The sequence below is a fragment of the Candidatus Pantoea symbiotica genome, assembly GCF_056491525.1.
Map to the genome: position 1 here is coordinate 4,036,971 of NZ_JBSZHR010000002.1, position 22,719 is coordinate 4,059,689.

The window sequence follows — 22,719 nt, forward strand, 5'->3', positions numbered from 1 at the left end:
ACCACCATAGCGCCCGCCGCTGGCAGGCGCAATGGGTAAAGCAGCAAGCTTAGCCTTGGATCTGCGGGTTAACGCAGTTTTTCTCGACTTTGCCGCTCAGGGCGGCGATCAGGTTATCTACCGCGTCGCGCGCCATGCCGTAACGGGTTTCATGCGTGGCAGAACCGATGTGCGGCAGCGCCACTACGTTTGGCAGCGTCAAAATCTCGGCATCGGCAGGCACCGGTTCAACTTCGAACACATCCAGACCAGCGGCGTGGATGGTGCCGTCTTTCAGCGCCGCAGTCAGCGCCTGCTCATCCACCACCGGACCGCGACCGGCGTTGATCAGAATTGCGCTTGGCTTCATCAACTTGAGCTGCGCCGCGCCAATCATATGGTGCGTCTGTTCGGTCAGCGGCAGGCTGATGCAGACAAAATCACTCTCTTTCAGCAAGGTTTCCAGATCGCAGGCACGCGCACCAAAGCGCGTTTCCGCCTCTTCATGCTGACGGCGCGCGTTATAAAGAATGTTCATGCCAAAGCCAAAGTGCGCACGCTGCGCCAGCGCCAGGCCGATGCGGCCCATGCCGAGGATGCCGAGGGTTTTGTGGTGCACATCGATGCCAAAATGATCCGGGCCGATGCTCTTTTTCCACTCGCCAGCTTTGACCCACTTATCCAGCTCGGTTACGCGACGCGCGGTGCTTAGCACCAACGCCATCATGGTGTCGGCGACGGTTTCGGTCAGCACGGTTGGCGTATGCATCAGTAACACCTTGCGTTGATTCAGCGCGTCGACGTTGAAGTTATCGTAACCCACCGACACGGTGGAGCAGGCGCGCAGTGCGGGCATTTTTGCCAGCAGCGCGCCATCCACTTTGCCGCCAGAGCCGAGCAAACCTTGCGCCTGTTCGAACTGCGCCGCGTGTTTCTGGATAGTTTCCGGGGAAATATCATGCACTTCAGTGACGGTGAAATGGGCATCCAGCTTGGTGCGCAGGTCATCTGGCAGGCTCTTATAAAGAATCACAGCAGGTTTCATCTTTTGCTCCCTATGAAATGGTGAGGAGGCCTTGAGGCCTCCCGAATTGATTACGCGTGCTTAGCGCCATGCATCGGCGGCGATGTTTTATTCTGCGCCGGTTTGACGATTAACGTCAGCCAGACCGAGGCCAACAGCGCAGCACCCATGAAAATGTAGGAGGCGGCAGGCGAACCGGTCGCGCCATTAAGATAGCCTACAATCCACGATCCGACGAAGGAACCAAGTGCGCCCATGCTGTTGATCAGCGCCATCGCACCACCGGCAACGTTGCGCGGCAACATCTCCGGAATGATGGCGAAGAACGGACCGTACGGCGCATACATCGCACCACCGGCAATCACCAGCAGCGTATACGACAGCCAGAAGTTGCTGGAACCGACCAGATACGAACCGAGGAACGCCAGCGCGCCAATCAGCAGCAGCGGCCAGACAAACAGTTTACGGTTCTGAGTTTTATCGGACGCCCACGACACCACGATCATCGCAATGGTCGCCACCAGATACGGCACTGCAGACAACCAGCCGGCTTCCACCATGCCCATCTGCGAACCGTTACGCAGAATAGACGGCAGCCACAGTACAAAACCGTACACGCCGATGCTCCAGGCAAAATATTGCAGGCACAGCAGGATCACGTTGCGATTACGGAACGCTTCACCGTAGTTACGTACCGCTTTAATGCCTTCCTGCTCTTTTTGCAGTTGCGCCTGCAGCGCGGCTTTCTCGCTTTCACTCATCCATTTGGCCTGGGCCGGTTTGTCCTGTACCAGGAACCACCAGGCAACCGCCCAGATCACTGCCGGGATGCCTTCGAAGATAAACATCTCGCGCCAGCCAAAGGATTCAATCAGATAGCCGGAGACCACCGACATCCACAGCACCGTCACCGGATTACCGAGGATCAGGAAGGTATTGGCGCGCGAACGCTCGGATTTGGTAAACCAGTTGCTGATATAAATCAGCATCGCCGGCATCACCGCCGCTTCCACCACGCCGAGCACAAAGCGGATTGCCGCCAGCATTGGAATGTTGCTCACCACGCCGGTTAGCGAGGCGCAGCCGCCCCATAAAATCAGGCACCAGAAAATCAGTTTCTTCACGCTGCGACGTTCGGCATACAGCGCGCCGGGGATCTGGAAGAAGAAGTAGCCAAGGAAGAACAGGGCGCCCAGCAGCGATGACATGCCTTTGGTGATGCCGAGATCGTCATTTATCCCTGCGGCAGAGGCGAAGCTGAAGTTCGCCCGGTCCAGATACGCCAGACTGTAGGTGATAAACACGATGGGCATGATAAACCACCAGCGTTTTGGCGCGATTGTCTGCGATTTCATGGGTGACTCCTCTGGTTGAGGTGGACGCATTCAGTGGATGCGCCTCGCAATATAGTTGTAGTAGGTACAGGTATTTTTAAATCTTTGTCGGGAGGTCGCCATGAATGGCGACCCTACAAAACGCATCTTCCACCGTGAATATCAATAATCGCCCAACGCCGCACGCGTCGGCAGGCCTTCGCTGTCGCCAGCAACCTGAATCGCCAGCGAACCGATTTTATTACCGCGCAGAATCGCCTGCGGCAGGGATTTTCCTTCCAGCAACGCGCTGATCAGCCCAACAGCAAAGCCGTCGCCGGCACCGACAGTATCGACCACGTTCTCAACGCGAATCGGTGCGACCTGGCCTTGCTGACCGTCAGCGGTTTTGTACCAGGCGCCGTCGCCACCGGTTTTGATCACTACCGCTTTTACCCCTTTATCGAGGTAGAAATCGGCGATGGCTTCCGGCTGGCGATAACCGGTAAGAATCAAACCCTCTTTTTCGCCCGGCAGCACCCAATCGGCGTATTCCGCCAGATGATTGAGTTGCTTACGCATCTCCTCTTCGCTACGCCATAACACCGGGCGAAGGTTGGGATCGAAGGAGATGGTTTTACCCCGCGCGCGCATCTCTTTGGCCGCGTGTTGTGCCAGGGCAAGAGAGCTGTCAGAGATCGCCGCCGCCACGCCGCTTAAATGCAGATGGCGCGCGCTGCCAAAGTAGTCATCGTTGAAATCGTCGGGCGACAGATGGCTGGCGGCGGAGCCTTTGCGAAAATATTCCACTTCCGGATCGGAGCCGTCATCGACGCGGGATTTGAGCTGGAAGCCGGTGCGATAGCGTGCGTCGGTGGTGACGCAGCGGTGATCGACGCCCTCTTTTTCCAGCTGCTGCAGCGTGAAGCGACCAAAGCTGTCATCGCCGACGCGGCTCACCCAGCCTACGTTCAAACCGAGACGCGCCAGGCCAATCGCCACGTTGAGTTCGGCTCCGGCAATGCGTTTGACGAAGCCTTCCGCTGCGGCGAGATCGCCAGTTTGCTGGGCGATAAACATCGCCATCGCTTCGCCAATCGTCACCACATCCAGCGTTCTTTGCGTCATCAACGGCTCCTTACGCTGCACGCAGCAGGTCAACGTAATGACGCGTGACCGCCAGCAAATCCGCGCCTTCCAGCGGGAATTCGATGCCGCGCGGCGCGTCGGTTGGCAGCGCGTTCAGCAGTGAACGCCAGCTATCGTCGGCCTGATCCAGCGCGATAGCGCGGAAAGTCTCGCCGTGCGGCACCGCCGTTTTAACGTGAATATAGCTAACGTAGCGGCTGAGTTGCGCAGCGGCCTGCAAACCGTCTTCACCGGTCCACTGCCAGTTGCCCATATCGAAGGTCATATCCAGCGGCAATGCGGCATCGCAGGCCTGATGGAAGAAGCGCAGCATCGGCGCCAGTTTGCTGTCCGGGGTTTGATCGTTCTCCACCACCAGCGTCACCGTTGAGGCTTTCAACACATCGCGCAGCGTGCTGGCATCGAGTTCAACAAAATGGCCGAGCGCCACTTTCAGGCGCTTAGCACCGATTTGTTCAGCTTCCTGCAGGAACTGCGCCAGACGCGGATTCAGCGCGCCATCATCCAGCCACAGCGCTTCGGGCACGGAATAGCTGGCGCTCAGCTGATGCTGGGAAATCGCATTGCCGAGTGCGTGCAGCAAGCAAAGTTCGTTTTCGTTGAACAGCTCGCGACGGATTTCGACGCCATCCGCGCCCGCCTGTTTGATCAGCGGTAACAGCGCGGCCTGGCCACCCAATTCCGCTACTTTCTGCGCGCCGTATGCGGCAGTTACAACAATAATTTCTGGTTTCATCACGTTTCTCCGGGCATGACCACATCCCATTCGTTATAAAAAACCTAAATGGAACCGGTTCCAAAGAGAAGGGGCAGACCGTGAAATTATGATCATGCTCACGAAGTGAGCCATAAAAGGGGAGGTTAGCGCAGCGGCTGGCTAGAGCCGCGCACGATCAGCTCGCCGGAGAAAAGCTGTTCGCTGATCGATTGCTCGCTGCCTTCGATGCGTGCAATGACTTGTTCCAGCGCGGCGTAGCCAATCTGCCAGGTGGGCTGTTTTAACGTGGTGATGCCGACGCCCGCCAGTGCCGCCCATTCCAGCTCATCAAAGCCCAGCAGGCCAATCGCTTCGCCCCAGCGCAGCTCAAGACGCTGCAGCGCGCGCGCCACTTGCAAGGTCAGCGCGCCATTGGCGGCAATCACCGCACAGCGTTTATCTGCATGGCGCTGATGGAAATCGCGCAGCTGTTTTTCCAGCGCGTCGGGCTGATGCAGCGCCACTTCGGCGTTCTCTGCCGCAATCTGTGGCGCACTTTTCACCGTGTCGTAGAAAGCGCGCAGACGTTCGCGGCGCGTGTTGACGCTGCCGAGCGGCTCGCTGAGGAAGAGCAGGGCTTGATAGCCGTTATCCAGTAAATGTTGGGTGGCAATTGTGGAGGCTTCAACGTTGTTGAGCCCCACCATATCGCAGGCGAAATCGGGGATTTTTCGGTCGATCAACACCATCGGCAGCATCGACTGTTGCAGCCGATTGAGAACTTCTTCATGCATGCCCACGGCATTGACCACAATGCCTTCCACCTGATAACTGCTTAGCAGTTGCAGATAATGCTGTTCGAGATCGACTTCGTTGTTGGTGTTACACATCAGCAGAGTAAAACCCTGCGCACGGCACGCCGCTTCGATGCCGCTCAACACGTCAACCGAGTAAGGATTGGTGATGTCAGCAATGATCAGGCCGATCAAACGTGTGCGACCGCGTTTCAGTCCACGCGCCATCTGGCTGGGACGATAGTTGAGTTCGGCGATGGCCTGTTCGATACGGGCTTTGAGATCGGGCGAGAGCAGATTCACTTCGCCATTCAGATAGCGGGAAACGCTGGTTTTACCGGTTTTTGCCGTACGGGCAACGTCACTGATTGTGGCTCGTGGCGGCCTGGTTTTCATTGCTTACACCTGCTGAAAAGAAACAGGCGAAGACTAACACAGCTCGGGCCAGGCGCAATCATTGCGCGTCAGAAGTGAGTCGCAGCACCGGTTGCCAGAGCGTTTGCAGCTCGCTCAGCGGTGCATCATCGAGCAGTTGCAGCACCATTTCGGCGATGCGCTCGCCAATCTGCTGCTGGGATGATTGCAGAATAGCATTTACCGGCTGATCGACAATCGAATCGGGCGGCAATCCATCATACACATACAGCGGAATCGCCTGCGCACCCTTCAGGCGGGCGGCTTGCTGCAGCGCAATCGCGGCTCCTTCACCCAGCGTGCTGCAATCGGTGATGATCGCCTGCGGCGCATCGCCTTGGGCCAGCCAGACATTGGTTTGCTGGTAGCCGGATCGACGCGTGGCGGGCAACGCCGCCATCAGAGATTGATCGACCGGCGCCTGATGCTGAATCAGCGCATCAATAAATCCCTGGCGGCGATCGAAGATGTACGTTGCCGATTCGTTACTGCCGAGATAAGCCAGACGCGGCCATCCTTGTTGCAGGCAGTGTTCTGCCGCGAGAAAAGTACCGGCGTGATTATCGTAATCTATCCACGCGTACGGCAGCGGCAACTCGCTGCGACCGAGCGTCAGGAAGCGGAAACCTTTCTGTTGCAGGCGTTGCAAACGCGCATCCTGCGGCATGGTGTGGGTTAAAATCAGGGCATCGATGGCGCCGCTACGCAGCATACGAATCAGCTTGCGTTGTAGCTCTTGCGGTTTATCGGGTAGCAACAGCAGATCAATATCGTGCTGCGCGAGACGTTGATCCAGCGTCAGCAGCATTTGGCTGTAATAGCTGTCATTGAGCGAGGCGTGGCTGATGGGAAAGAGCAGACCAACCGCATTGGCGCGTCCGGTTTTCAGGCGGCGGGCCGCATCGTTGGGGCGATAACCGCGCGCTTGCGCTTCGTCTTCAATGCGTTTGCGTGTGACGGCCGCTACATCATCATAGCCATTTAGCGCCCGGCTCACGGTAGTAACAGAGAGGCCAAGGGTAGCGGCGATGGCTTTCAGTGACATGATAGCGTCCCATTGATCAATTTTTGATCACGCTAGCATAAAGGAAAAGGCGGCTCTATCAGTTACGAATTTTTTAGCTTTTTCTGACAAAGATGGCGTCAAAAGTGGCGTAAAACTGTGATAAAAGCCGATCTGCTGGCGCAGATCGGCTCTACTTTTAGCTCAGCGGACTGAGGGTGATCTCAACGCGACGGTTCTGTGCTTTACCGTCTTCGGTGCTGTTGCTGGCGACCGGATTATCCGGGCCTAAACCCTGAGTACGCAGGCGGTTCTGCGCCACGCCCTGCAGAATCAGACCGCTGGCGACGCTGTCAGCACGCTGCTGTGACAGGCGCATATTCAGCGCGCGCGTGCCGGTGCTGTCGGTGTAGCCCACCACATTCACGGCGGTTTTTGGATACTCTTTCAGCACCATCGCAACGCCGGTCAGGGTGTTGGCGCCCGCCGGTTTCAGATTGCTGCTGTTGGAATCAAAGGTAACGTTATTTGGCATGTTGAGCACGATGTTGTCGCCCTGACGCGTCACGCTGACGCCGGTGCCGCGCATTTTGTCGCGCAGTTTCGCTTCCTGCACATCCATGTAATAACCCGCGCCGCCGCCCAGTGCAGCGCCGGATGCCGCGCCAATCAGCGCGCCTTTACCGCGATCTTTCTTCGACGACGACAGCACGCCCACGCCCGCGCCTAACACCGCACCTAAACCGGCGCCGATGCCCGATTTGCCCGCCTGCGATTCGCCGGTATAAGGATTGGTGGTACAACCCGACAGCGCGAGGCTGCCGCTCAGTAACAAGGTCAGCGCCAAAATACGCTTATTCATGAAAAATCCCTCACAGATTTAAACGGGGAAAAGTCCCAAAACGGCACTATTATGCCGTTCAATTATGGGGAAATGCGTGAGGGTCAGTCTTAATTTGTAAACTTTTGCTTTAAAGATTATCAGGATGGCAGAAACAGCTGGTTTGATGATCGTTAATTAAGCCGCAGGCCTGTAGAAATGAGTGGCAGGTTGTTGGGCCGACGAATTTAAAACCACGCTTCTTAAGTGCCTTAGAGAGCGCAATGGCGGGCTCGGAGGTGGTTGGCGCGTCTTTGTAATTCGCGTAACGGTGCAAAATCGGCGTATGGTCGACAAAAGACCAGATAAAGCGCGAAAAGTCCTCTCCGGTGGCTTCCAGCGCCAGCAAAGCGCGTGCATTGTTGATGATCGCCTCAAGCTTACCGCGATGGCGAATCAGTCCCGCATTTTGCATGAGGCGTTCCATGTCGCTTTCATCCATCAACGCCACGGCATCAGGATCGAATTCATGGAATGCGCGGCGGTAATTTTCGCGTTTTTTCAGCACGGTAATCCATGAAAGCCCCGCCTGCTGGCCTTCAAGACAGACCATTTCAAATAAGACTCGCTTATCGGTTTGCGGCACGCCCCACTCTTTATCGTGGTACGCCAGATACAGTGGATCCTCAGTTACCCAGCCACAACGTTGCATTGCATCACTCCCTTAGCATATGAAATAGCGATAGTTCCCTTGACGTATGGCAAATTCGATTAATAGTTATACAACGGGCGCCGATATAGATCTTATAAAACCTAAACGCCCATCTCTTCCCGGCTCGTCAGGAGTCCTTCATGTTGCAGAAAAGTCAGCGGACAGGCCAGCACAAAATTGCGCTGGCTTTTAGCGGTTGGTGGCTATTTTTTCTGGCCGGGAATGCCTATGCCTTTGATCAGTCGAGCCAGAATAGCGCGCCCGATTACAACGCAATACTTGCTGAAAAAATTTCCAGTAATCATCTGATGTTGACAGAAAATCCCGATGCCAACCTGTTTGACGCCGCGCTCAATTCGCCGAACGACTACGCGATGGTAATGCACAGTGAAACCGCCAGCGTCGGTGCCGCGCCCTTTGTGAATCGCTATTCGGCCGGTTGGTCGATGCCGATGAGTGAAGCGGTGAGCACCGGGCCGGTGGCGCAGTTTGCGGTAGATGATTCGACTTTGAGCTGCCCGAAGTGCGAACGCGTGGACAGCAATAATGCCGAGCACATTGCCTCGCTTGGCTGGCGCGTGGATTCCAGCTTTGGCTGGATATCGCCGTGGGCGCAGGTGAGCTACAGCCATCTGGTGAATGAAGAGCTGCCTTCACCCACCCGTGAACACGCTGATGACATCAATGGCCGGGAAAACAATTGGGTGGATGTCAGCGTCGGCGCCAATATGCCGCTCGGGCAAAATATGGCCGCCTTTGCTTCCTTCGCGCAAACCGGCGCAGTGACCAGCGGCGAGCAGTTCATCTACAGTCTTGGCGTCAGCGCCAGCTTCTAAATCGCGCGCGATCCGCCGCGCTAAAACAGTTACACTGAGCGTATTACGTCGGGCTGAATTTACCGCCCGGCGCACCATGCTGGTTAACGTCAGGTTTCTTCATGTCAGTCAAAATCTTATCTTCAACGTTGGTGGGGCTGGATGGCTTCTGCCATGACCCGCTTGCCGTGCTGCAGCAGGCCGATAACGGCACGCTGGCGGTGCTGCATAACAATACGCCGGCGTTTTATGCGCTTACGCCGCAGCGTCTGGCGCAGCTGCTGGCGCTGGAAGCCGCCGCGCAGCAGCCCAATGATGTCACGCTGGATGAGAGTCTGTTTCAGACCGATAGCGCGCCTATCGCTACACCGGTTGGCAAGTTCGCGATGTATGAAGGCTGGCAGCCGGACAGTGATTTTCAGCGTCAGGCCGCCATCTGGGGCGTGGCATTGAGTGAAGCCGTTACTGCCGCCGAGCTGGCCACGTTTGTGGCGTACTGGCAGGCAGAAGGCCGTTTGTTCCATCATGTGCAGTGGCAGCAAAAGTTAGCGCGCAGCGTGCAGATGAATCGCGCCGCCAATGGCGGGCAGCCAAAGCGCGATCTCACGCAAATCAGCAATACTGATTACGATATTCCCGATGGATTCCGAGGTGAGTAATGAAAACGCCGAACGATCTTTTTAGCCGCCTGAAAAAGATGATGCCGTCCGAAGTGCAGCCGAAATTCAAAAACGGCGCGGAGCTGCTGGCCTGGAATCAGGAGCAGGGCCGTTTGCGCTCGGAAGCGATTGTGCGGGAAAACCGCGCGATGAAAATGCAGCGCATCATGGGGCGCTCGGGCATCCGCGAGCTGCACATGAACTGCTCGTTCGACAACTATCGCGTGGAAAATGATGGGCAGCGTAAAGCGCTGGCGATGGCACGCGAATACGCCGCTGGATTTGAAAATAGCATCTCTAGCTTTGTTTTTTCCGGTCGTCCCGGCACCGGTAAAAACCACCTTGCGGCGGCGATTGGTAACGATCTGATTATTCGCGGTAAAAGCGTACTGATTGTCACCGTCGCCGACTTGATGTCGAGCATGAAGGGCACTTTCAGCGGCGGCAGCGATTTAACCGAAGAGCGCCTGCTGCACGATCTCAGCCATGTGGATCTGCTGGTGATCGATGAGATCGGCATGCAGAGCGAATCGCGCTATGAAAAAGTGATCATCAATCAGATTGTCGATCGCCGCTCATCGTCGAAACGCCCGACCGGCATGTTATCCAACCTCGATCCGGCGGGCATGAATTCGCTGCTGGGTGAACGCGTGATGGATCGTATGCGCCTCGGCAACAGCTTGTGGGTGCGCTTTGACTGGGAAAGTTATCGCAGCCGTGTGCGCGGTGATGAGTATTGAGGAGTGCTATGAAAGCAGCCGGTAAAGGTCCAGCACTACTTCGTCTGAACAACCTGAAGCGGGTGATGACGCAACTGCGTACCACTCGCATCACCTCCCGCCAGGATCTGGCATTAGCGCTCGAGCTGAGCAAAAACACCGTTTCATTGATTGTTGATGATTTGCTGGAAGCCGGGCTGATCAATGAGCTCGGCCCGGTCAGCGTGGCTTCTGCGGGCCGCCCTAAAATTGAAATCTCGCTGCGCGCGGAAAAGCTGAAAAGTGCGGGCATCATGGTGGAGCGTCAGGCGATTCACTGGCGCGTGTGTGACTACTACTCGCAGGTGATTGCTGAGCAAACCTGGCGCACGGAAACCAGCGATCCCGAGCAGTTGCTGCATGAGCTGGTGGAAGTGTGTCAGACCTTGCACGCAGCGCATCCTGAACTGCTCGGCGTGGCGATTGGCTTCCCCGGCATCATCGATCCCCATCGTGGCTGGGTGCATTTTTCCGCCCATCTTGGCTGGCAGAATGTGGATGTAATGACCATTCTCAGCCACGAGATGCCGCTGCCGCTGCGCATCATGAATAACGTCAAAGCCGCCGCGCTGCTTTCGGTGCAGCAACTCGAACTGAATAAGTCGCAAAGCCATTTCTATCTGCGTATCTCTGAAGGATTGGGCGGCGCGCTGGTGGAACAGGGCGAAGTGTTTACCGGCAGCAGCTGGACGGCGGGTGAGATCGGCCATCTTACGGTGCAACCCAACGGCGAACGTTGTAGCTGCGGACGCTTAGGTTGTCTTGAAACGCTGGTGAGCAAACCGGCCATTCAGCAGCAGCTGGCAAAACGCAAACCGGGCCTGCGTTGGCAGAATGGCGATAGCGAGCCGGAAATCCTGAAAGAGGTGATGACGCAGGCGGGCACCCATTTGGGCAACGCGTTGAGTCAGGTGATGCAGTTGGTGAATCCGGCCAGCATCATTATTGATGGGCCGTGGAATGCGCAGCCGGCGTTTGTGCAGGCGGTGCAGCAGGCAGCGCAGGCCGGTACGCTGGCCTTTACCTTTGCCCACACCGCGCTGCATTTCCTGCCGCTGCGTATTGATCCGGCCAACGGCTTAGCGCTGGCGGTAATTGAGCAGTACGAACGCCTGAGTTAAAAAAAGCGCGCCATCAATGATCTCGTAGGGTCGCCATTTATGGCGACCAGGTGCGCATAAATGCGCACCCTCATCGATTAATGCCTTGGAATATCAAACGACTCGCTCGCTTTCGCCGTGGACGTCGTCTCCGGCAACTCTGCTTCGACGTTAAATTTACGCAGCACCAGCGCATGAATCTTCTCAAGCGACACGCCGGCAGTTTCTGGCAGATAGCGGAAGGTGAAGAAGTACATCCCCAGCGAGAAAATCGCAAACAGCAACAGCGGGAAGCCACCGTGGAACATATCCAGCAGCATCGGGCTGCTGTTCATGATCGGGAAGGTACTGCTGATAACAAAGTTGGCCATCGACATCGCGCAGATGGAAATCCCCACGCAAATCGAACGAATCTCGGTTGGGAACACTTCGCCCAGCACCGTCCAGACGATCTGGCCCCACGTCATACCGAAGAAAATCATGTACGCGAACAGGCCAATCACCGCCAGCATGCCCGGCAAGTGGTAATAGAAGGCGATGAAGGAGTAGGTCAGGCACACGCAGGAGGTGATGGCACCCAGCAGCAGCAGCTTACGACGACCGACTTTATCGATCAGCATCATCCCCGCCAGCACGCCAATGAACTGACAAATCGACAGCCAGAAGGTTTGCAGCAGCGCTGAGTCCGTGCTGCCCGCGACATTTTTCAGCAAGGTTGGCCCAAAGTACTGAATCACGTTGATGCCGCTGATCTGGTTACCCACCGCCAAACCGATACCGACGATCAACAGTGGAATGGTGGTTTTATCCAGACGCAGACGCGATTTGTGTTGCTGCGCGGTTTTATCAGAAAACGAATGTTTGATTTCGTTGAACACGCTCTCGGCATGCTCGCGGTTTGAGATTTTGGTCAGCGTATCCAGCGCTTCATCGTACTTACCTTTCAGCACGTTCCAGCGCGGCGATTCCGGGATAAAGGCGATGAACAGGATAAACAGCGCGCACGGTACCAGCGCCGTGGCGAGGATGTAGCGCCAGCCCATATTGATCATCACGTCAGGCAAGGTGGATTTGGTGATGAAGTAGTTGGTCAGCAACACCACCGATTGTCCGCCGACGCAGCACACCGCATACAGCGCGGTGGTACGGCCACGAAACTTAGAAGGCGACAGCTCGGCCAGATAGATAGGCGAAATCACCGACGCCAGACCAATTGCCAATCCACCAATCATGCGGAAGATGACGAACACGGTGAAGTTATGCGCCAGCGCGGTCCCGATCACCGAAACGGTAAACAGCAGGGCGGTGATGGCGAGGGATTTTTTGCGTCCCAGTTTGTCGCTGAGGCGCGGTGCCATAAAGCAGCCGATCAAACTGCCGAGCAGGATATTGGAAACGGCCCAGCCGGTTTCAGCGGGCGATAACTGGAAATATTCACTTAAGGGTTCGATTGCACCGGAGATAATCGAAGAGTCATATCCCATCAGCAGACCGCCGAATGCCGCGACAGTACAGCAGAGAATGACATACTTCATGTTGTAGCGTTTTTGCCTGGTATCCATTGTTATAGCCCCTTGTCTCTACGGCCTGAACGTTGCTTGTTCAGAAAGAGGGTGGTGTAGGTTTAGATGTTCAACTTTTATTCACGCGAGGTCTTCGTGTTGGAATATATGTTCTAAATGATGGTTTTTGGATCATTTTTTCCGAAAAGTGTGAAGAGGGTTGCGAAAATTGCCGAATAAGTCGTCAGGGGCATATTTATAGCCTAATGAAATGATAGGTTTTTCATCAATTCACTTTGTATGGACATTGCAAAGTTTGCTTTTTATTGGAATTTTCATTCTGTTATGCAAGCTGATTTGCCGATTTTATTTCACCCGACTTAGCGCACGGGCGCGTTTCATTTTTTAACAGGCAACGGGCATAATACGTTGATTCTCAGCCCCTCTTTGCGGACGCCGTAATGAAAACGCAGCGCATCACTCTGGACGATATTGCTACCCTGGCGGGCGTCACCAAAATGACGGTAAGCCGCTATCTGCGCACGCCGGAAAAGGTCAAAACGGAAACGGCGGAGAAGATCGCCAGCGTGATTGCCGAAATTGGCTACGTCGCGGATACCGATAATGTCGCGGCGACCAAGCAGAACCCACCGCGTATCGGCGTGTTAATTCCTTCCTTTAATAATCAAATCTTTGCCGATCTGCTGGCGGGCATTGAATCGGTGACCAGCGCGCAGGGTTATCAAACGCTTGTGGTCAATTACGACTACAACGCCCAGCGTGAAGAGGAGCAGATCGCCACGGTTTTAGCCTTTAACATCAAAGGCCTGATCCTGACCGAATCAGTGCACACCGTGCGCGCGGAAAAATATCTTAATGCTGCCAACATTCCGGTGGCGGAAGTGATGGGATTGACCGAAGCGCGCGGGCGCATCAATGTTGGCTTCGATAACTATCGCGCCGGCTACGATATGACGGCAATGCTACTGGCCAGCGGCAAACAGCGCGTTATCTACTTTGGTTCGATGTCCGATCGTCGTGATGAGCAGCGTTACGCCGGTTATCGCGATGCGGTTGAAGCGGCCGGTTTGCCCGCAGGTCGGATTGTGCCAAATAAGGTCTCATCGGTATCGATTGGCACCGGCATGATGACGCTGGCGCGCCAGCTTTATCCGGAGATGGATGCGATTCTTTGTACCAATGATGATCTGGCGGTCGGCGTACTGCAGGAGTGTCAGGCGGCGCGCATTGCCGTGCCGCAAGCGATGGCGATTGCCGGTTTTCACGGGCTGGAAATCGGCCAGGCAACCACGCCACGCTTAGCCAGCGTGATCACGCCGCGCTTTGAGATGGGAAAAGTGGCGACGGAGATCATCCTGAAAAAGATCAACCAGCAGCCCACCATCGAGCAGGTCGACCTGCATTATCGCCTCTCAATGGGTGCGACTATTTAATTCACCGCGCATAGCGCAGATGAAGCAGCGGAAAAGGATTTCCCTGCCCATCTAGTGGCGAGCGTCCCGTGATGACAAATCCCTCTCGTTTTGACAACCATCGAACTGGATGTGGCGCAGCCATAAATTGGCGAGTTATCGTTATTTATTGGCTTTTGACCATCACATAGCCAGCGAGCGGCTTTCTATAATGCTTGCCACTTGCCGGATATCCGTCCGGTTTTCATTTCGACATCAGGAGGAAAGATGGATATGCACGCCGCCTTTATGCAGCAACTGATGCTCTGGATTGAGGACAATATTGAGCAGAAACTCATTCTGGAAACCGTGGCGCGACGCGCCGGGTATTCGCAGTGGCATCTGCAGCGGCTGTTTCGCAGTTACACCGGCGTGGCGCTCGGTACCTATATTCGCGAGCGCAAGTTAACGGCTTCGGTGATCGCGCTGTTGAACAGCAATACGCCGCTGATGGATATCGCCATTAAATATGGCTTCGACTCGCAGCAAACTTATTGCCGCACCTTCCGCCGCATGTTCGATCTGCCGCCCGGCGCGTTTCGTCGTAAATATCAGCACACTTTGCCGGAGATAGATGGACCTGCTAGCTTGCTGTTTTTGCATCCGCAGAGTCGGCTGGCGGCGTAAAGTATTTGCCTGGCGTTGAACCAAACGCGCTGCGAAAAGCGCTGATATAGCTGCTAACGCTATCGAATCCGACCTGCCATGCCACTTGCTGCACACTTTTGCCCGCCGCTAATCCTTCCAGTGATTTGAGTAAACGTGAAACCTGGCGATAGCGCGTTAAACTCATGCCGACTGCACTGGCCCAATGGCGGCTTAAACTGCGCGGGCTGAGTCCGGCCCAGCGCGCCAGTTCTGGCCCGGTGCGCGTATCGGAGGGATCGTCCATCAACAGGCGTGCAATCTGCAGTAAGCGCGGTTCCGTCGGCAACGGTAACGTCAGCGGATGTTCAGTCGATTCATACAATTCATCCAGAAACACCTCGCTCAGGCGATTGTAGCGCGCGCTGCCCCAGTGATCGGGCGACAAGGTTGCCAGCCTTTCCGCCAGCGGCTCCAGCACTGACGGGCAGGAAAGCAGGACCGGATGATCCGGTAATGGCGCGGCCAGCGCATCGTCAACCAATACCGTCCAGCCAAGCACCCGTCCCGGCCCGATGATCGCATGTTCAAAGTAGGGCGGAATCCAGCCCACCAGTCGCGGCGGATTGGCGAAAATACCGGACGGCGTTTTCACCGTCATCAATCCCTGTTTCAAACAGAAGAGCTGCCCGGCGGCGTGGCGATGAGTTAAGGTTTCACGGTCCAGCTGTTTCGCTAACGCAGCGGCAATCACTTTCGGCGCATCCGGCTCCAGCAGGCGCTGACGCAGCTCAGCCTGGCGCGGATTGCCCGAGAAAGTCAGAGTATCGGTTGGATGGATTAACATGCCAGGCTCCACAATGCGATGAACGAGCAAAGTGGCGGAGATTGGTGGGGAAGTAAAGCGTGGGCGCGTATAAGTTGAGGCGCGAAAGGGCGGGATGCGGCTCAGCGGCGATCATTTCGATTTCTTTGGGCTTGGTTGCCACTGCAGCAAACCGGCAATGTTCTTTTCACCTTCTGACTCTTTCAGACGACGCTGTTGATCGGCGAATTCACCGTATTCAGCCTGTGCTTTTTCATCGGCCATTTTCTTACTGATTGAACCCTCGCCTTGCAGCACATCGCGATCGTTAAATTGCAGAAATTGATCGAGTTTGCTCTGCCAATCGCGAAGAAAAACCTGCTGGCGACGGCGCGCCTGGTCTTCGGCAAAATCCAGCCACATCGTTACCACGCGATTGAGCTCGCTCACTTCGTCCTGAACCAGATAATTTTTAGCCACGGTGACATCGCTTCTGCGCACCTCTTCACCTTTAAAACTCGTCAATCCCATATGAGGTTGGCTGGCGTCAGCACGCAAATGAATCAGCTCGGCAGCGGTATAACCGGTACAGGCAAAGTGCAATTTGTTCTGGATGGTTTGAAAAAACTGCGTGGTCTCTTTGAGGGAAGGTTGATAGTCAGCCGCTAAGGCAAAAATCTCGCGAACGCGTAAATACATTCGCCGCTCACTGGCGCGAATATCGCGAATACGCTCCAGCATTTCATCGAAATAGTCAGGCACAGCGGATGAACCCACCGGCGGATTTTTCAGCCGCTCGTCGTCCATCACAAAACCTTTGATCAAATATTCTTGCAGGGTTTGCGTTGCCCATTGGCGGAACTGAGTACCGCGTGCTGAGCGGACGCGATAACCGATGGCGAGAATGATTGGCAGATTGTAATGAAGGGTATTGCGGCTGACTTGACGAGTTCCTTCCTGTTGAACTTGTAAGTAAGACTTACAGGTTGCGTTTTGTTCAAGTTCGCCTTCTTCATAGATCGCTTTAATGTGCTGCGTAATGGCTTGTGGCGTAATTTGGTAAAGGGTGGCGATAGATGCTTGTGAAAGCCAAAGCGATTCCTGCTCGAAGCGACATTCAACTCGCACTTTCCCATCGCCGCTCGCAAACATGACAAATTCGCCTGCTGGTGATGGTGTGGATTGCTCTTCTGACATGTCGCCTCCGCTCTTATAGGATCTGGTGCACAGTATGCCAGAGAGACGCAATGAAGCTCATTAGTCGATTGGCGATTATTTTACCAACTGCAATGGAGCCAAACCGATGAATGGTTAAGGTGCTCCACAATTACAACCTCACTAACAGCGTCTACAGTTAACCTATCCACCTTCCTTCACTAAGCCTCTGACACCATGAGCCTTTCCCTAATGCATTACCTTCGCGCACGCCTGCGTTTACTGGTTTCGATTGTGGCTGGCGTGGCCTGCTATTTTTTCCTGCCTGCACATCTGGGCATGTTGCAGCGTCTGCTGATTGGCTGGAACGTGCTGGCATGGCTCTATCTCGCTTTTCTGTGGCTGCGCATGTTAGGCACCGAGGCCAAAGACATTCCGCATATTGCAAAAATCGAAGATGAAAGCGCGACGTTGGTACTGAGCATGGTGACGCTCACCTGCATGGTCAGTATTCTGGCGATCCTGATGGAGCTCACCACGCTGAAGAGCCTAACGGGAACGCCACGCGTGCTGCATCTGCTGCTGACAGCAGCAACCCTGGTGGTGTCATGGGCGCTACTTCCGACGTCATTCGCCATGCATTACGCGCATCATCACTATCTGCGGCGCAGCAAAGATGTCACGCCGATGATCTTCCCTGAGAAGCCCGAGCAGCCGGGATACTGGGATTTTCTCTACTTCTCTTTCACCATCGCGGTAGCTTCGCAAACCGCCGATGTAGCAACAGGCACCACGGATATGCGGCAAATCGCTCTGTTGCAGTCGGTGATTTCGTTTGTATTCAATCTCGCGATTTTGGGATTGTCGGTGAATGTGGGGGCGGGGTTGTTGAGTTAGTGGGGATGAGTTGCAGAAGTGGCGGAAAAACACAGGAGTAAAAGTAAATGATTAACTGATTGATTTTAAATGTATATTGTTGGCCCTATACATAATTTTTTGTACACAAAGAATGACGTTGCATTGAAAAATTACCAGCATATTTTATCCAAGCATAAAAAATATTTTTTAGTATTTATATTGTTTATTTTTATATAAAACAATAAGTTACATGGTAACTCTGTAATTAAAATCTTATATTAATTATTGCTACAAATTTTCAGACCCTTAATGTACGAAAAGATATGCTGCTTCATATTTGTTATTAATCCGCATATCGTCTTAGCGCAGCTTGTTTAAATCAAAGTTAGATGGTATCGAATCCTGTATATACACACAGGGTAACAAACGGCTTCCCACTTCGTGATTGAGCTAAATTTTTTTGAGAAAAATCTTATTTTGAAGTAAGTTTGAGATCTGGAGCGCTAGATCTCTTCGCAAAGAATAAATGCATCTTTGCTTGAGTCACATGGATATCATTTTGGCTTTTTGCTCTTGGAAATCATATTGGAATATATCTAGTGCAAGTTGTAACGATGATAAATTTCATTCAAGGGATGTTTGGATTATGAAAATTGCTCAACTTAAATTAGTTAATTTCCGTAGTTATAGAAATATTACTGTTGATTTTTCTGATGACTTTAATGTTTTAATTGGGAAGAATGATATAGGAAAATCAACGATCCTTGAAGCTATGGAGATTTTCTTCAACAATGAAGTTGTGAAGGTTGATATAGATGATTGCAACGTTTTTTCTGAGGAAAAGACAATGTCTATCCAACTTTCTTTAATACCTGAGAAAACATCATATACCATCGATACAATACCTACTAATTTCAGTGATGAATACTTGCTCGATGAAAATAGATGGATAACGATTAAAAAAACTTGGGATTGTTCTAAAGGAAAATTAACTGCATCAAGTCTTAAAACAACATTAATATCAAATTATCCAGATAGCTTCGTTACTCCATTGGTAAATCTAAAAATAACTGACTTAAGAAAATTATTGACTGATGAATATTCAAAGATTCTGAATGTTGATGAAGTGAAAAAAAATACAAGCTCTCAAATAAGACAGGCTATCTACAATACCACCGAGAATATAATCCTTAAAGAAAGAGAGATTGATATCGACAAAGAGGATGGAAAAAAATATGGTCTGCTTTACAAGGTGATATCCCTCTCTTTTTCTTGTTTCAATCTGATCGAGAAAATAAAGATTCAGATAAAGAAGTTCAAAGTCCATTAAGAACTATCACCAAAACCGCAATTGCTGAACTAGAAGAAGAGTTAGAGAGAGTTAAAGAGAAAATAATAAATAAAGCAATAGAGATTGGTAATGACACGCTTGAAAAATTAAAGGAGATGAGTCCGGAGATTGCTAGTGAGTTGACGCCAGAAATGTCTAATAAAGCTTGGGACACGCTTTTCTCTTTTTCATTCATTTGTGATGATGGCATTCCAGTAAATAAAAGAGGTAGTGGAGTAAGGCGACTGATTTTATTAAACTATTTCAGAGCGGAAGCTGAAAGGAAAACATCTGGAAACAGAAATGTCATCTATGCGATTGAAGAACCCGAAACATCTCAACATCCTGAGTGGCAGGTAAAACTTTTTCAAGCCTTGATGGATTTACCAAAGAACGAAACGACCCAAGTCATAGTGACAACGCATAGCCCGTCTCTGGCAAGTTTAGCTCCTGTGGACAAAATTATATTCATATCTAAAAATAATGATCAAATTTTCGTTCAAACAAAGAATACTGTCGACTTGCAAAATGTGGTCAATACACTAGGTGTGCTTCCTGATATCCCCGCTGAAGTAAATAGCCCATCTCTCAAGGTTATTCTTTGCCTTGAAGGACCTACGGATGTGGAGTTTTTTGATAATATTAGCCAAATATTTGGTGTAAACATAAATGCAGACCCAAGAATAATGTCTATATCGCTCGGTGGAGGAACGTTAAAGCACTGGGTGAATAAAAACTATTTAAGAAAACTAAACCTTCCAGAAGTTCATATATACGATCGTGATGTGTCTAAATATTCTGAGACAGTCGCTGAAGTAAATAGCAGAGCGAATTGCTGGGCTGTACAAACACAAATGTGGGAGTTGGAAAATTATATACATCCGAGTTTATATTCTAATTCCTATCCTATTCAGGGTGAGTTTGTTGATTTAAATTCTCAATGGAAGTTAACGTGGGCAGACCGTAATATACCAAATGAGCTCTCAGCTTTCTTGAAGGCTGAGAAGCTCGCAGGAAATGCCAATATATTTAATGAGGGTTCTGGTTCAATAAAAACGATTTTTTCAAGCGAATTATCTTTGCATATGAATGATGCATTATTCAGAGATTTAAATGCTTATGAAGAAGTGAATCTTTGGTTTGATAAAATAAAAGCCAACCTTTAATTTTATTTCACCTCAAGGCTTTATTATTAAGATAAGCCTTGAGGATATTTTAATTATGCTATTTTATTTTTCATTGGATTATTATGTTATAAGTATATTTGCGATTAAATAACCAAGCATTAACTGCCCGAGTATAACTGGTAAAAGCAATCATTATAGCATTGAGTGTTTTTACTTGAAAATAAAAAACCATACTAAGCCGGTTTATGTTGTGATGATATTACTAATGACATGCTGGCCGCTAGTCCGACTCGCTATCTTCTTGTAACGTTAGATTGGTTTGTATGCCGTTATTCATTCGTCGTTTTAGCAGTACGCGCTCATATTCTTTTAGTGTCCACGGTACAACTAACCCGATAGCCGTCAAGCTGAGCGGATGCTGAATGTCGTGTGATTCCGTGAATGACAGATACGCATGATTAAGATAACGCTTCGGGTGTATTGGGCGGATATTGGCAATGATAAATATCCCGTTGGCGTGGTCGGTGGCATCTAATAATCACAGAAATCGATCAATCGATCGGCCTGTCGCTTTATCTCCAGTGCTTCGCCAAATGATTGCTACGCCTGCAATAGTTCGTGAGCATCATCAGGGGAAGCGAAACGTTTCATCAGATGAGGAACAATTATGGCCAGCTCGGCACTTTTTTATTCAGCAACTGCAGGTCGCGCTCTTTCGCCAGTATCATCTCCGGGAGCTTCAGGATTAACCGGCGACATGAAACGCCGCTGCTGCGGCCATTGAAACGCATCGGATTGTTGTTCAGCGCCAGAATAACCGCCGGGACGTCGGATGAAATAGTCAAAATTGTTTACGGCATGCCGAAACGATACGGAAGTGCAGTGGCGGAAGATCACAGGAGTCAATTTAGTGACTTAACTACATGTAAATAAATGGTTATTTATTATTTAATCAATGTTTTTATACACTTTTATATACATGCTGGCTCTCGCATCTAATTTTACTTTATCGATGTTTGTAGAGAGTTTGTGTTCACAGCTAGTTTTTTTATGCTAAAAAGTATATTAAATTTAAAATATTTAGAATGGAAGAAATGAATTTAATTTATGTCAATTATGAAATATTTTTGAATGAAATCCTAAGTTAATTATTTAAGGTATTTATGGTAGGGGTTTTATAGCTTATAGTTATTTAAGGTTATATTGAATTATTTTAAAGGGAGGTGTTATGGAAAATGTCAATTATTATTTAGATGAGATTACTGAAACAGTAAAAGGTTCAATTAATTTAAATGGAGAAAGTTATGCAGCAGAATTGATGGTAAATGGGCCTGAGATTAAAATTAGAGTATTTGATGTTGGCGGGAAAATAACCTTAACTTATCAGGAAATGTCATCATTAGACTCTATGGAATTTCAAGGGAATTTTACTAGCTATCTTTTGTTCGGAATAAATTTAAATAAAAGCTCTTTTATGAAGATAGGGAGTAAAGAAATATTTAATGATTACACATTTTTTGCTCAGGGTTTTTTGTATTCTAAAAGGTTTTTAAATAATAATGATCTATTCACCAGTTTGAGTATGTATGGTGAGAATATTAAAAAATGGTCTGGCTCTACAAAAAAATTAGACAAAATAATAGATTGTGGCATCACTAATACATTGCCTGAGGATGAGGACTGCTGTGAGTTTGAAGCAAAAATTCCTGCGCTTGGTATTATTGGCTTGAATTATACATATAGATATGGCGGTTTAGACGGCTTACATACTGTAGGTATGAAAGTTGAACCATGTATTACCTTGATTTTCGAAAAACCAGTAACTCTTGATTTGCTTATTAAAAATTTCACTGATTTATATATGCTACTAAGATTTTTGGTTGGGGGTCCACTGATTATTTCCAATGTCAAAGTTGGAAAAAGACATGAACACCCTAGTGATAGTGCTAGTTTTTATTTGGCAGAAAAAGAAAGTAATAAGAATGAACAGCGTGTCAGTATGCTTTTACCTTATGCTTCAATGTATCGTGATGGTTCTGAGAGCGATTTTCCAAAAGTTATCTGGGAAAGTTATTATGATCCTAACAATAAAAACTTTAAAGAATTAATATGTAAGTGCATAACTTATTCAATGGTGCATGATAATCAAGAAAGGTTTTTGGGGTTTTATAGAATTATTGAATCTTTAACAATAAGAAAGTCGAGTTATGTTGATGAAGATAATTTGAGTTCTTTGTTGAAAAGAGTCAGGCCATTGCTAGCAAAACAATTCCCCGGAACGCCTCTTGGTGATTTTTTAAGGGCAATTAAAAGGGTAAATAAAAATAAAAACAATACTGAAGGTTGTATACACCATTTTATAAAAGAGCTCCCATGTTCACTTGTGGATAAATTAAATATTGATAAAGTGGATATTAACGATTTTTGTAAATCACGAAATAACATTATACATCAGCCGCTATATCATGAGATTCCTGAGAAAATTTTTAAGCATATGCTTACTGCGGAATTACTTACAAAGATAGCACTGCTTATAAAACTTGGGGTCTCAGTGGAAAAGTTAGAGGAAATAACGCCTGTGAGCCTTCACCCTCTAATTTGAGAGCTGTTGGCGATTAGATGGCTATCATATTATTTCAAATGAAAAT

Annotated in this window: 22 protein-coding genes; 10 read left to right on the forward strand and 12 right to left on the reverse strand. The window is 50.6% G+C overall.

What is annotated here, in order from left to right; translation table 11 throughout:
• Nucleotides 1-49 precede the first annotated feature (49 nt).
• The 8 genes from ghrB to ACXIZX_RS19490 all read right to left on the reverse strand — a co-directional run bounded on the left by ghrB (nucleotide 50) and on the right by ACXIZX_RS19490 (nucleotide 7,905).
• Complete coding sequence (gene ghrB, locus ACXIZX_RS19455; protein ID WP_479404752.1) at nucleotides 50-1,024, reverse strand: glyoxylate/hydroxypyruvate reductase GhrB; 975 nt, start codon at nucleotides 1,022-1,024, stop codon at nucleotides 50-52.
• A 50-nt stretch (nucleotides 1,025-1,074) separates the two neighbouring features.
• A complete protein-coding gene (locus tag ACXIZX_RS19460) occupies nucleotides 1,075-2,358 on the reverse strand; it encodes an MFS transporter (protein ID WP_008105275.1) in 1,284 nt (427 codons plus the stop codon).
• 141 nt (nucleotides 2,359-2,499) lie between these two features.
• Nucleotides 2,500-3,444, reverse strand: coding sequence for a sugar kinase (locus tag ACXIZX_RS19465; protein ID WP_479404753.1), 945 nt, complete (start codon nucleotides 3,442-3,444; stop codon nucleotides 2,500-2,502).
• A gap of 10 nt (nucleotides 3,445-3,454) precedes the next feature.
• Nucleotides 3,455-4,201: a sugar phosphate isomerase/epimerase family protein gene (locus ACXIZX_RS19470; protein WP_312666735.1), complete on the reverse strand. Its 747-nt coding sequence runs from the start codon at nucleotides 4,199-4,201 to the stop codon at nucleotides 3,455-3,457.
• A gap of 125 nt (nucleotides 4,202-4,326) precedes the next feature.
• Entirely contained in the window at nucleotides 4,327-5,352 is a 1,026-nt protein-coding gene (locus ACXIZX_RS19475; protein ID WP_479404754.1) for a LacI family DNA-binding transcriptional regulator, read from the reverse strand.
• A 58-nt stretch (nucleotides 5,353-5,410) separates the two neighbouring features.
• The gene (locus tag ACXIZX_RS19480) at nucleotides 5,411-6,415 is read right to left on the reverse strand and encodes a LacI family DNA-binding transcriptional regulator (protein WP_479404755.1); all 1,005 of its coding nucleotides are present in this window, start codon (nucleotides 6,413-6,415) and stop codon (nucleotides 5,411-5,413) included.
• Nucleotides 6,416-6,572: 157 nt separating this feature from the next.
• Nucleotides 6,573-7,235: an OmpA family lipoprotein gene (locus tag ACXIZX_RS19485; protein WP_008105270.1), complete on the reverse strand. Its 663-nt coding sequence runs from the start codon at nucleotides 7,233-7,235 to the stop codon at nucleotides 6,573-6,575.
• Between the two features lie 109 nt (nucleotides 7,236-7,344).
• Complete coding sequence (locus ACXIZX_RS19490; protein WP_154156935.1) at nucleotides 7,345-7,905, reverse strand: DNA-3-methyladenine glycosylase I; 561 nt, start codon at nucleotides 7,903-7,905, stop codon at nucleotides 7,345-7,347.
• 140 nt (nucleotides 7,906-8,045) lie between these two features.
• Here ACXIZX_RS19490 and ACXIZX_RS19495 point away from each other — a divergent pair, with 140 nt between their 5' ends.
• The 4 genes from ACXIZX_RS19495 to ACXIZX_RS19510 all read left to right on the forward strand — a co-directional run bounded on the left by ACXIZX_RS19495 (nucleotide 8,046) and on the right by ACXIZX_RS19510 (nucleotide 11,258).
• The gene (locus ACXIZX_RS19495) at nucleotides 8,046-8,741 is read left to right on the forward strand and encodes an autotransporter (protein WP_479404756.1); all 696 of its coding nucleotides are present in this window, start codon (nucleotides 8,046-8,048) and stop codon (nucleotides 8,739-8,741) included.
• A gap of 101 nt (nucleotides 8,742-8,842) precedes the next feature.
• Complete coding sequence (gene dnaT, locus ACXIZX_RS19500; protein ID WP_008105267.1) at nucleotides 8,843-9,379, forward strand: primosomal protein DnaT; 537 nt, start codon at nucleotides 8,843-8,845, stop codon at nucleotides 9,377-9,379.
• A complete protein-coding gene (gene dnaC, locus ACXIZX_RS19505) occupies nucleotides 9,379-10,119 on the forward strand; it encodes a replicative helicase loader DnaC (protein WP_007893471.1) in 741 nt (246 codons plus the stop codon). The genes dnaT and dnaC overlap by 1 nt, the downstream gene beginning before the upstream one ends.
• An 8-nt stretch (nucleotides 10,120-10,127) precedes the next feature.
• Nucleotides 10,128-11,258, forward strand: coding sequence for an ROK family protein (locus ACXIZX_RS19510; protein ID WP_479404757.1), 1,131 nt, complete (start codon nucleotides 10,128-10,130; stop codon nucleotides 11,256-11,258).
• A 77-nt stretch (nucleotides 11,259-11,335) separates the two neighbouring features.
• Here ACXIZX_RS19510 and ACXIZX_RS19515 read toward each other — a convergent pair whose 3' ends face one another.
• Nucleotides 11,336-12,799: a sugar porter family MFS transporter gene (locus ACXIZX_RS19515; protein WP_154195039.1), complete on the reverse strand. Its 1,464-nt coding sequence runs from the start codon at nucleotides 12,797-12,799 to the stop codon at nucleotides 11,336-11,338.
• A 401-nt stretch (nucleotides 12,800-13,200) separates the two neighbouring features.
• On the opposite strand from ACXIZX_RS19515, the gene ACXIZX_RS19520 reads away from it, so the two are divergent.
• Nucleotides 13,201-14,193 carry a LacI family DNA-binding transcriptional regulator gene (locus tag ACXIZX_RS19520; RefSeq protein WP_008105264.1) on the forward strand — a complete coding sequence of 331 codons (993 nt, stop codon included), beginning with the start codon at nucleotides 13,201-13,203 and terminating at the stop codon, nucleotides 14,191-14,193.
• A gap of 246 nt (nucleotides 14,194-14,439) precedes the next feature.
• Nucleotides 14,440-14,838: a helix-turn-helix domain-containing protein gene (locus ACXIZX_RS19525; RefSeq protein ID WP_312664603.1), complete on the forward strand. Its 399-nt coding sequence runs from the start codon at nucleotides 14,440-14,442 to the stop codon at nucleotides 14,836-14,838.
• On the opposite strand, the gene ACXIZX_RS19530 is transcribed toward ACXIZX_RS19525, so the two are convergent.
• Entirely contained in the window at nucleotides 14,795-15,643 is an 849-nt protein-coding gene (locus tag ACXIZX_RS19530) for an AraC family transcriptional regulator (protein WP_479404758.1), read from the reverse strand. The two genes, ACXIZX_RS19525 and ACXIZX_RS19530, sit on opposite strands and share 44 nt — an antisense overlap.
• Before the next feature lie 111 nt (nucleotides 15,644-15,754).
• A complete protein-coding gene (locus ACXIZX_RS19535) occupies nucleotides 15,755-16,798 on the reverse strand; it encodes a virulence RhuM family protein (RefSeq protein ID WP_479404900.1) in 1,044 nt (347 codons plus the stop codon).
• A 195-nt stretch (nucleotides 16,799-16,993) separates the two neighbouring features.
• Between ACXIZX_RS19535 and ACXIZX_RS19540 the strand changes: the two genes are divergently transcribed.
• From ACXIZX_RS19540 to ACXIZX_RS19550, 3 genes are all read left to right on the forward strand, one after another.
• On the forward strand, nucleotides 16,994-17,653 hold the full coding sequence (locus ACXIZX_RS19540) for a DUF1345 domain-containing protein (protein WP_061720041.1): 660 nt from the start codon (nucleotides 16,994-16,996) through the stop codon (nucleotides 17,651-17,653).
• 508 nt (nucleotides 17,654-18,161) lie between these two features.
• A complete protein-coding gene (locus ACXIZX_RS19545; RefSeq protein ID WP_479404759.1) occupies nucleotides 18,162-18,944 on the forward strand; it encodes an AAA family ATPase in 783 nt (260 codons plus the stop codon).
• Nucleotides 18,887-20,110 (forward strand): ATP-dependent nuclease, encoded by a 1,224-nt coding sequence (locus ACXIZX_RS19550; RefSeq protein ID WP_479404760.1) that lies wholly within the window; start codon nucleotides 18,887-18,889, stop codon nucleotides 20,108-20,110. The genes ACXIZX_RS19545 and ACXIZX_RS19550 overlap by 58 nt, the downstream gene beginning before the upstream one ends.
• A 626-nt stretch (nucleotides 20,111-20,736) precedes the next feature.
• On the opposite strand, the gene ACXIZX_RS19555 is transcribed toward ACXIZX_RS19550, so the two are convergent.
• Nucleotides 20,737-20,916, reverse strand: a complete 180-nt coding sequence (locus ACXIZX_RS19555) for a hypothetical protein (RefSeq protein ID WP_479404761.1) — start codon at nucleotides 20,914-20,916, stop codon at nucleotides 20,737-20,739.
• Between the two features lie 383 nt (nucleotides 20,917-21,299).
• Between ACXIZX_RS19555 and ACXIZX_RS19560 the strand changes: the two genes are divergently transcribed.
• On the forward strand, nucleotides 21,300-22,673 hold the full coding sequence (locus ACXIZX_RS19560; protein ID WP_479404762.1) for an ApeA N-terminal domain 1-containing protein: 1,374 nt from the start codon (nucleotides 21,300-21,302) through the stop codon (nucleotides 22,671-22,673).
• Nucleotides 22,674-22,719 lie beyond the last annotated feature (46 nt).

Coding starts and splice junctions, on each gene's coding strand:
- ghrB (WP_479404752.1), bottom strand. CDS start 1,024: ATGAAACCTGCTGTGATTCTTTATAAGAGCCTGCCAGATGACCTGCGC.
- ACXIZX_RS19460 (WP_008105275.1), bottom strand. CDS start 2,358: ATGAAATCGCAGACAATCGCGCCAAAACGCTGGTGGTTTATCATGCCC.
- ACXIZX_RS19465 (WP_479404753.1), bottom strand. CDS start 3,444: ATGACGCAAAGAACGCTGGATGTGGTGACGATTGGCGAAGCGATGGCG.
- ACXIZX_RS19470 (WP_312666735.1), bottom strand. CDS start 4,201: ATGAAACCAGAAATTATTGTTGTAACTGCCGCATACGGCGCGCAGAAA.
- ACXIZX_RS19475 (WP_479404754.1), bottom strand. CDS start 5,352: ATGAAAACCAGGCCGCCACGAGCCACAATCAGTGACGTTGCCCGTACG.
- ACXIZX_RS19480 (WP_479404755.1), bottom strand. CDS start 6,415: ATGTCACTGAAAGCCATCGCCGCTACCCTTGGCCTCTCTGTTACTACC.
- ACXIZX_RS19485 (WP_008105270.1), bottom strand. CDS start 7,235: ATGAATAAGCGTATTTTGGCGCTGACCTTGTTACTGAGCGGCAGCCTC.
- ACXIZX_RS19490 (WP_154156935.1), bottom strand. CDS start 7,905: ATGCAACGTTGTGGCTGGGTAACTGAGGATCCACTGTATCTGGCGTAC.
- ACXIZX_RS19495 (WP_479404756.1), top strand. CDS start 8,046: ATGTTGCAGAAAAGTCAGCGGACAGGCCAGCACAAAATTGCGCTGGCT.
- dnaT (WP_008105267.1), top strand. CDS start 8,843: ATGTCAGTCAAAATCTTATCTTCAACGTTGGTGGGGCTGGATGGCTTC.
- dnaC (WP_007893471.1), top strand. CDS start 9,379: ATGAAAACGCCGAACGATCTTTTTAGCCGCCTGAAAAAGATGATGCCG.
- ACXIZX_RS19510 (WP_479404757.1), top strand. CDS start 10,128: ATGAAAGCAGCCGGTAAAGGTCCAGCACTACTTCGTCTGAACAACCTG.
- ACXIZX_RS19515 (WP_154195039.1), bottom strand. CDS start 12,799: ATGGATACCAGGCAAAAACGCTACAACATGAAGTATGTCATTCTCTGC.
- ACXIZX_RS19520 (WP_008105264.1), top strand. CDS start 13,201: ATGAAAACGCAGCGCATCACTCTGGACGATATTGCTACCCTGGCGGGC.
- ACXIZX_RS19525 (WP_312664603.1), top strand. CDS start 14,440: ATGGATATGCACGCCGCCTTTATGCAGCAACTGATGCTCTGGATTGAG.
- ACXIZX_RS19530 (WP_479404758.1), bottom strand. CDS start 15,643: ATGTTAATCCATCCAACCGATACTCTGACTTTCTCGGGCAATCCGCGC.
- ACXIZX_RS19535 (WP_479404900.1), bottom strand. CDS start 16,798: ATGTCAGAAGAGCAATCCACACCATCACCAGCAGGCGAATTTGTCATG.
- ACXIZX_RS19540 (WP_061720041.1), top strand. CDS start 16,994: ATGAGCCTTTCCCTAATGCATTACCTTCGCGCACGCCTGCGTTTACTG.
- ACXIZX_RS19545 (WP_479404759.1), top strand. CDS start 18,162: ATGGATATCATTTTGGCTTTTTGCTCTTGGAAATCATATTGGAATATA.
- ACXIZX_RS19560 (WP_479404762.1), top strand. CDS start 21,300: ATGGAAAATGTCAATTATTATTTAGATGAGATTACTGAAACAGTAAAA.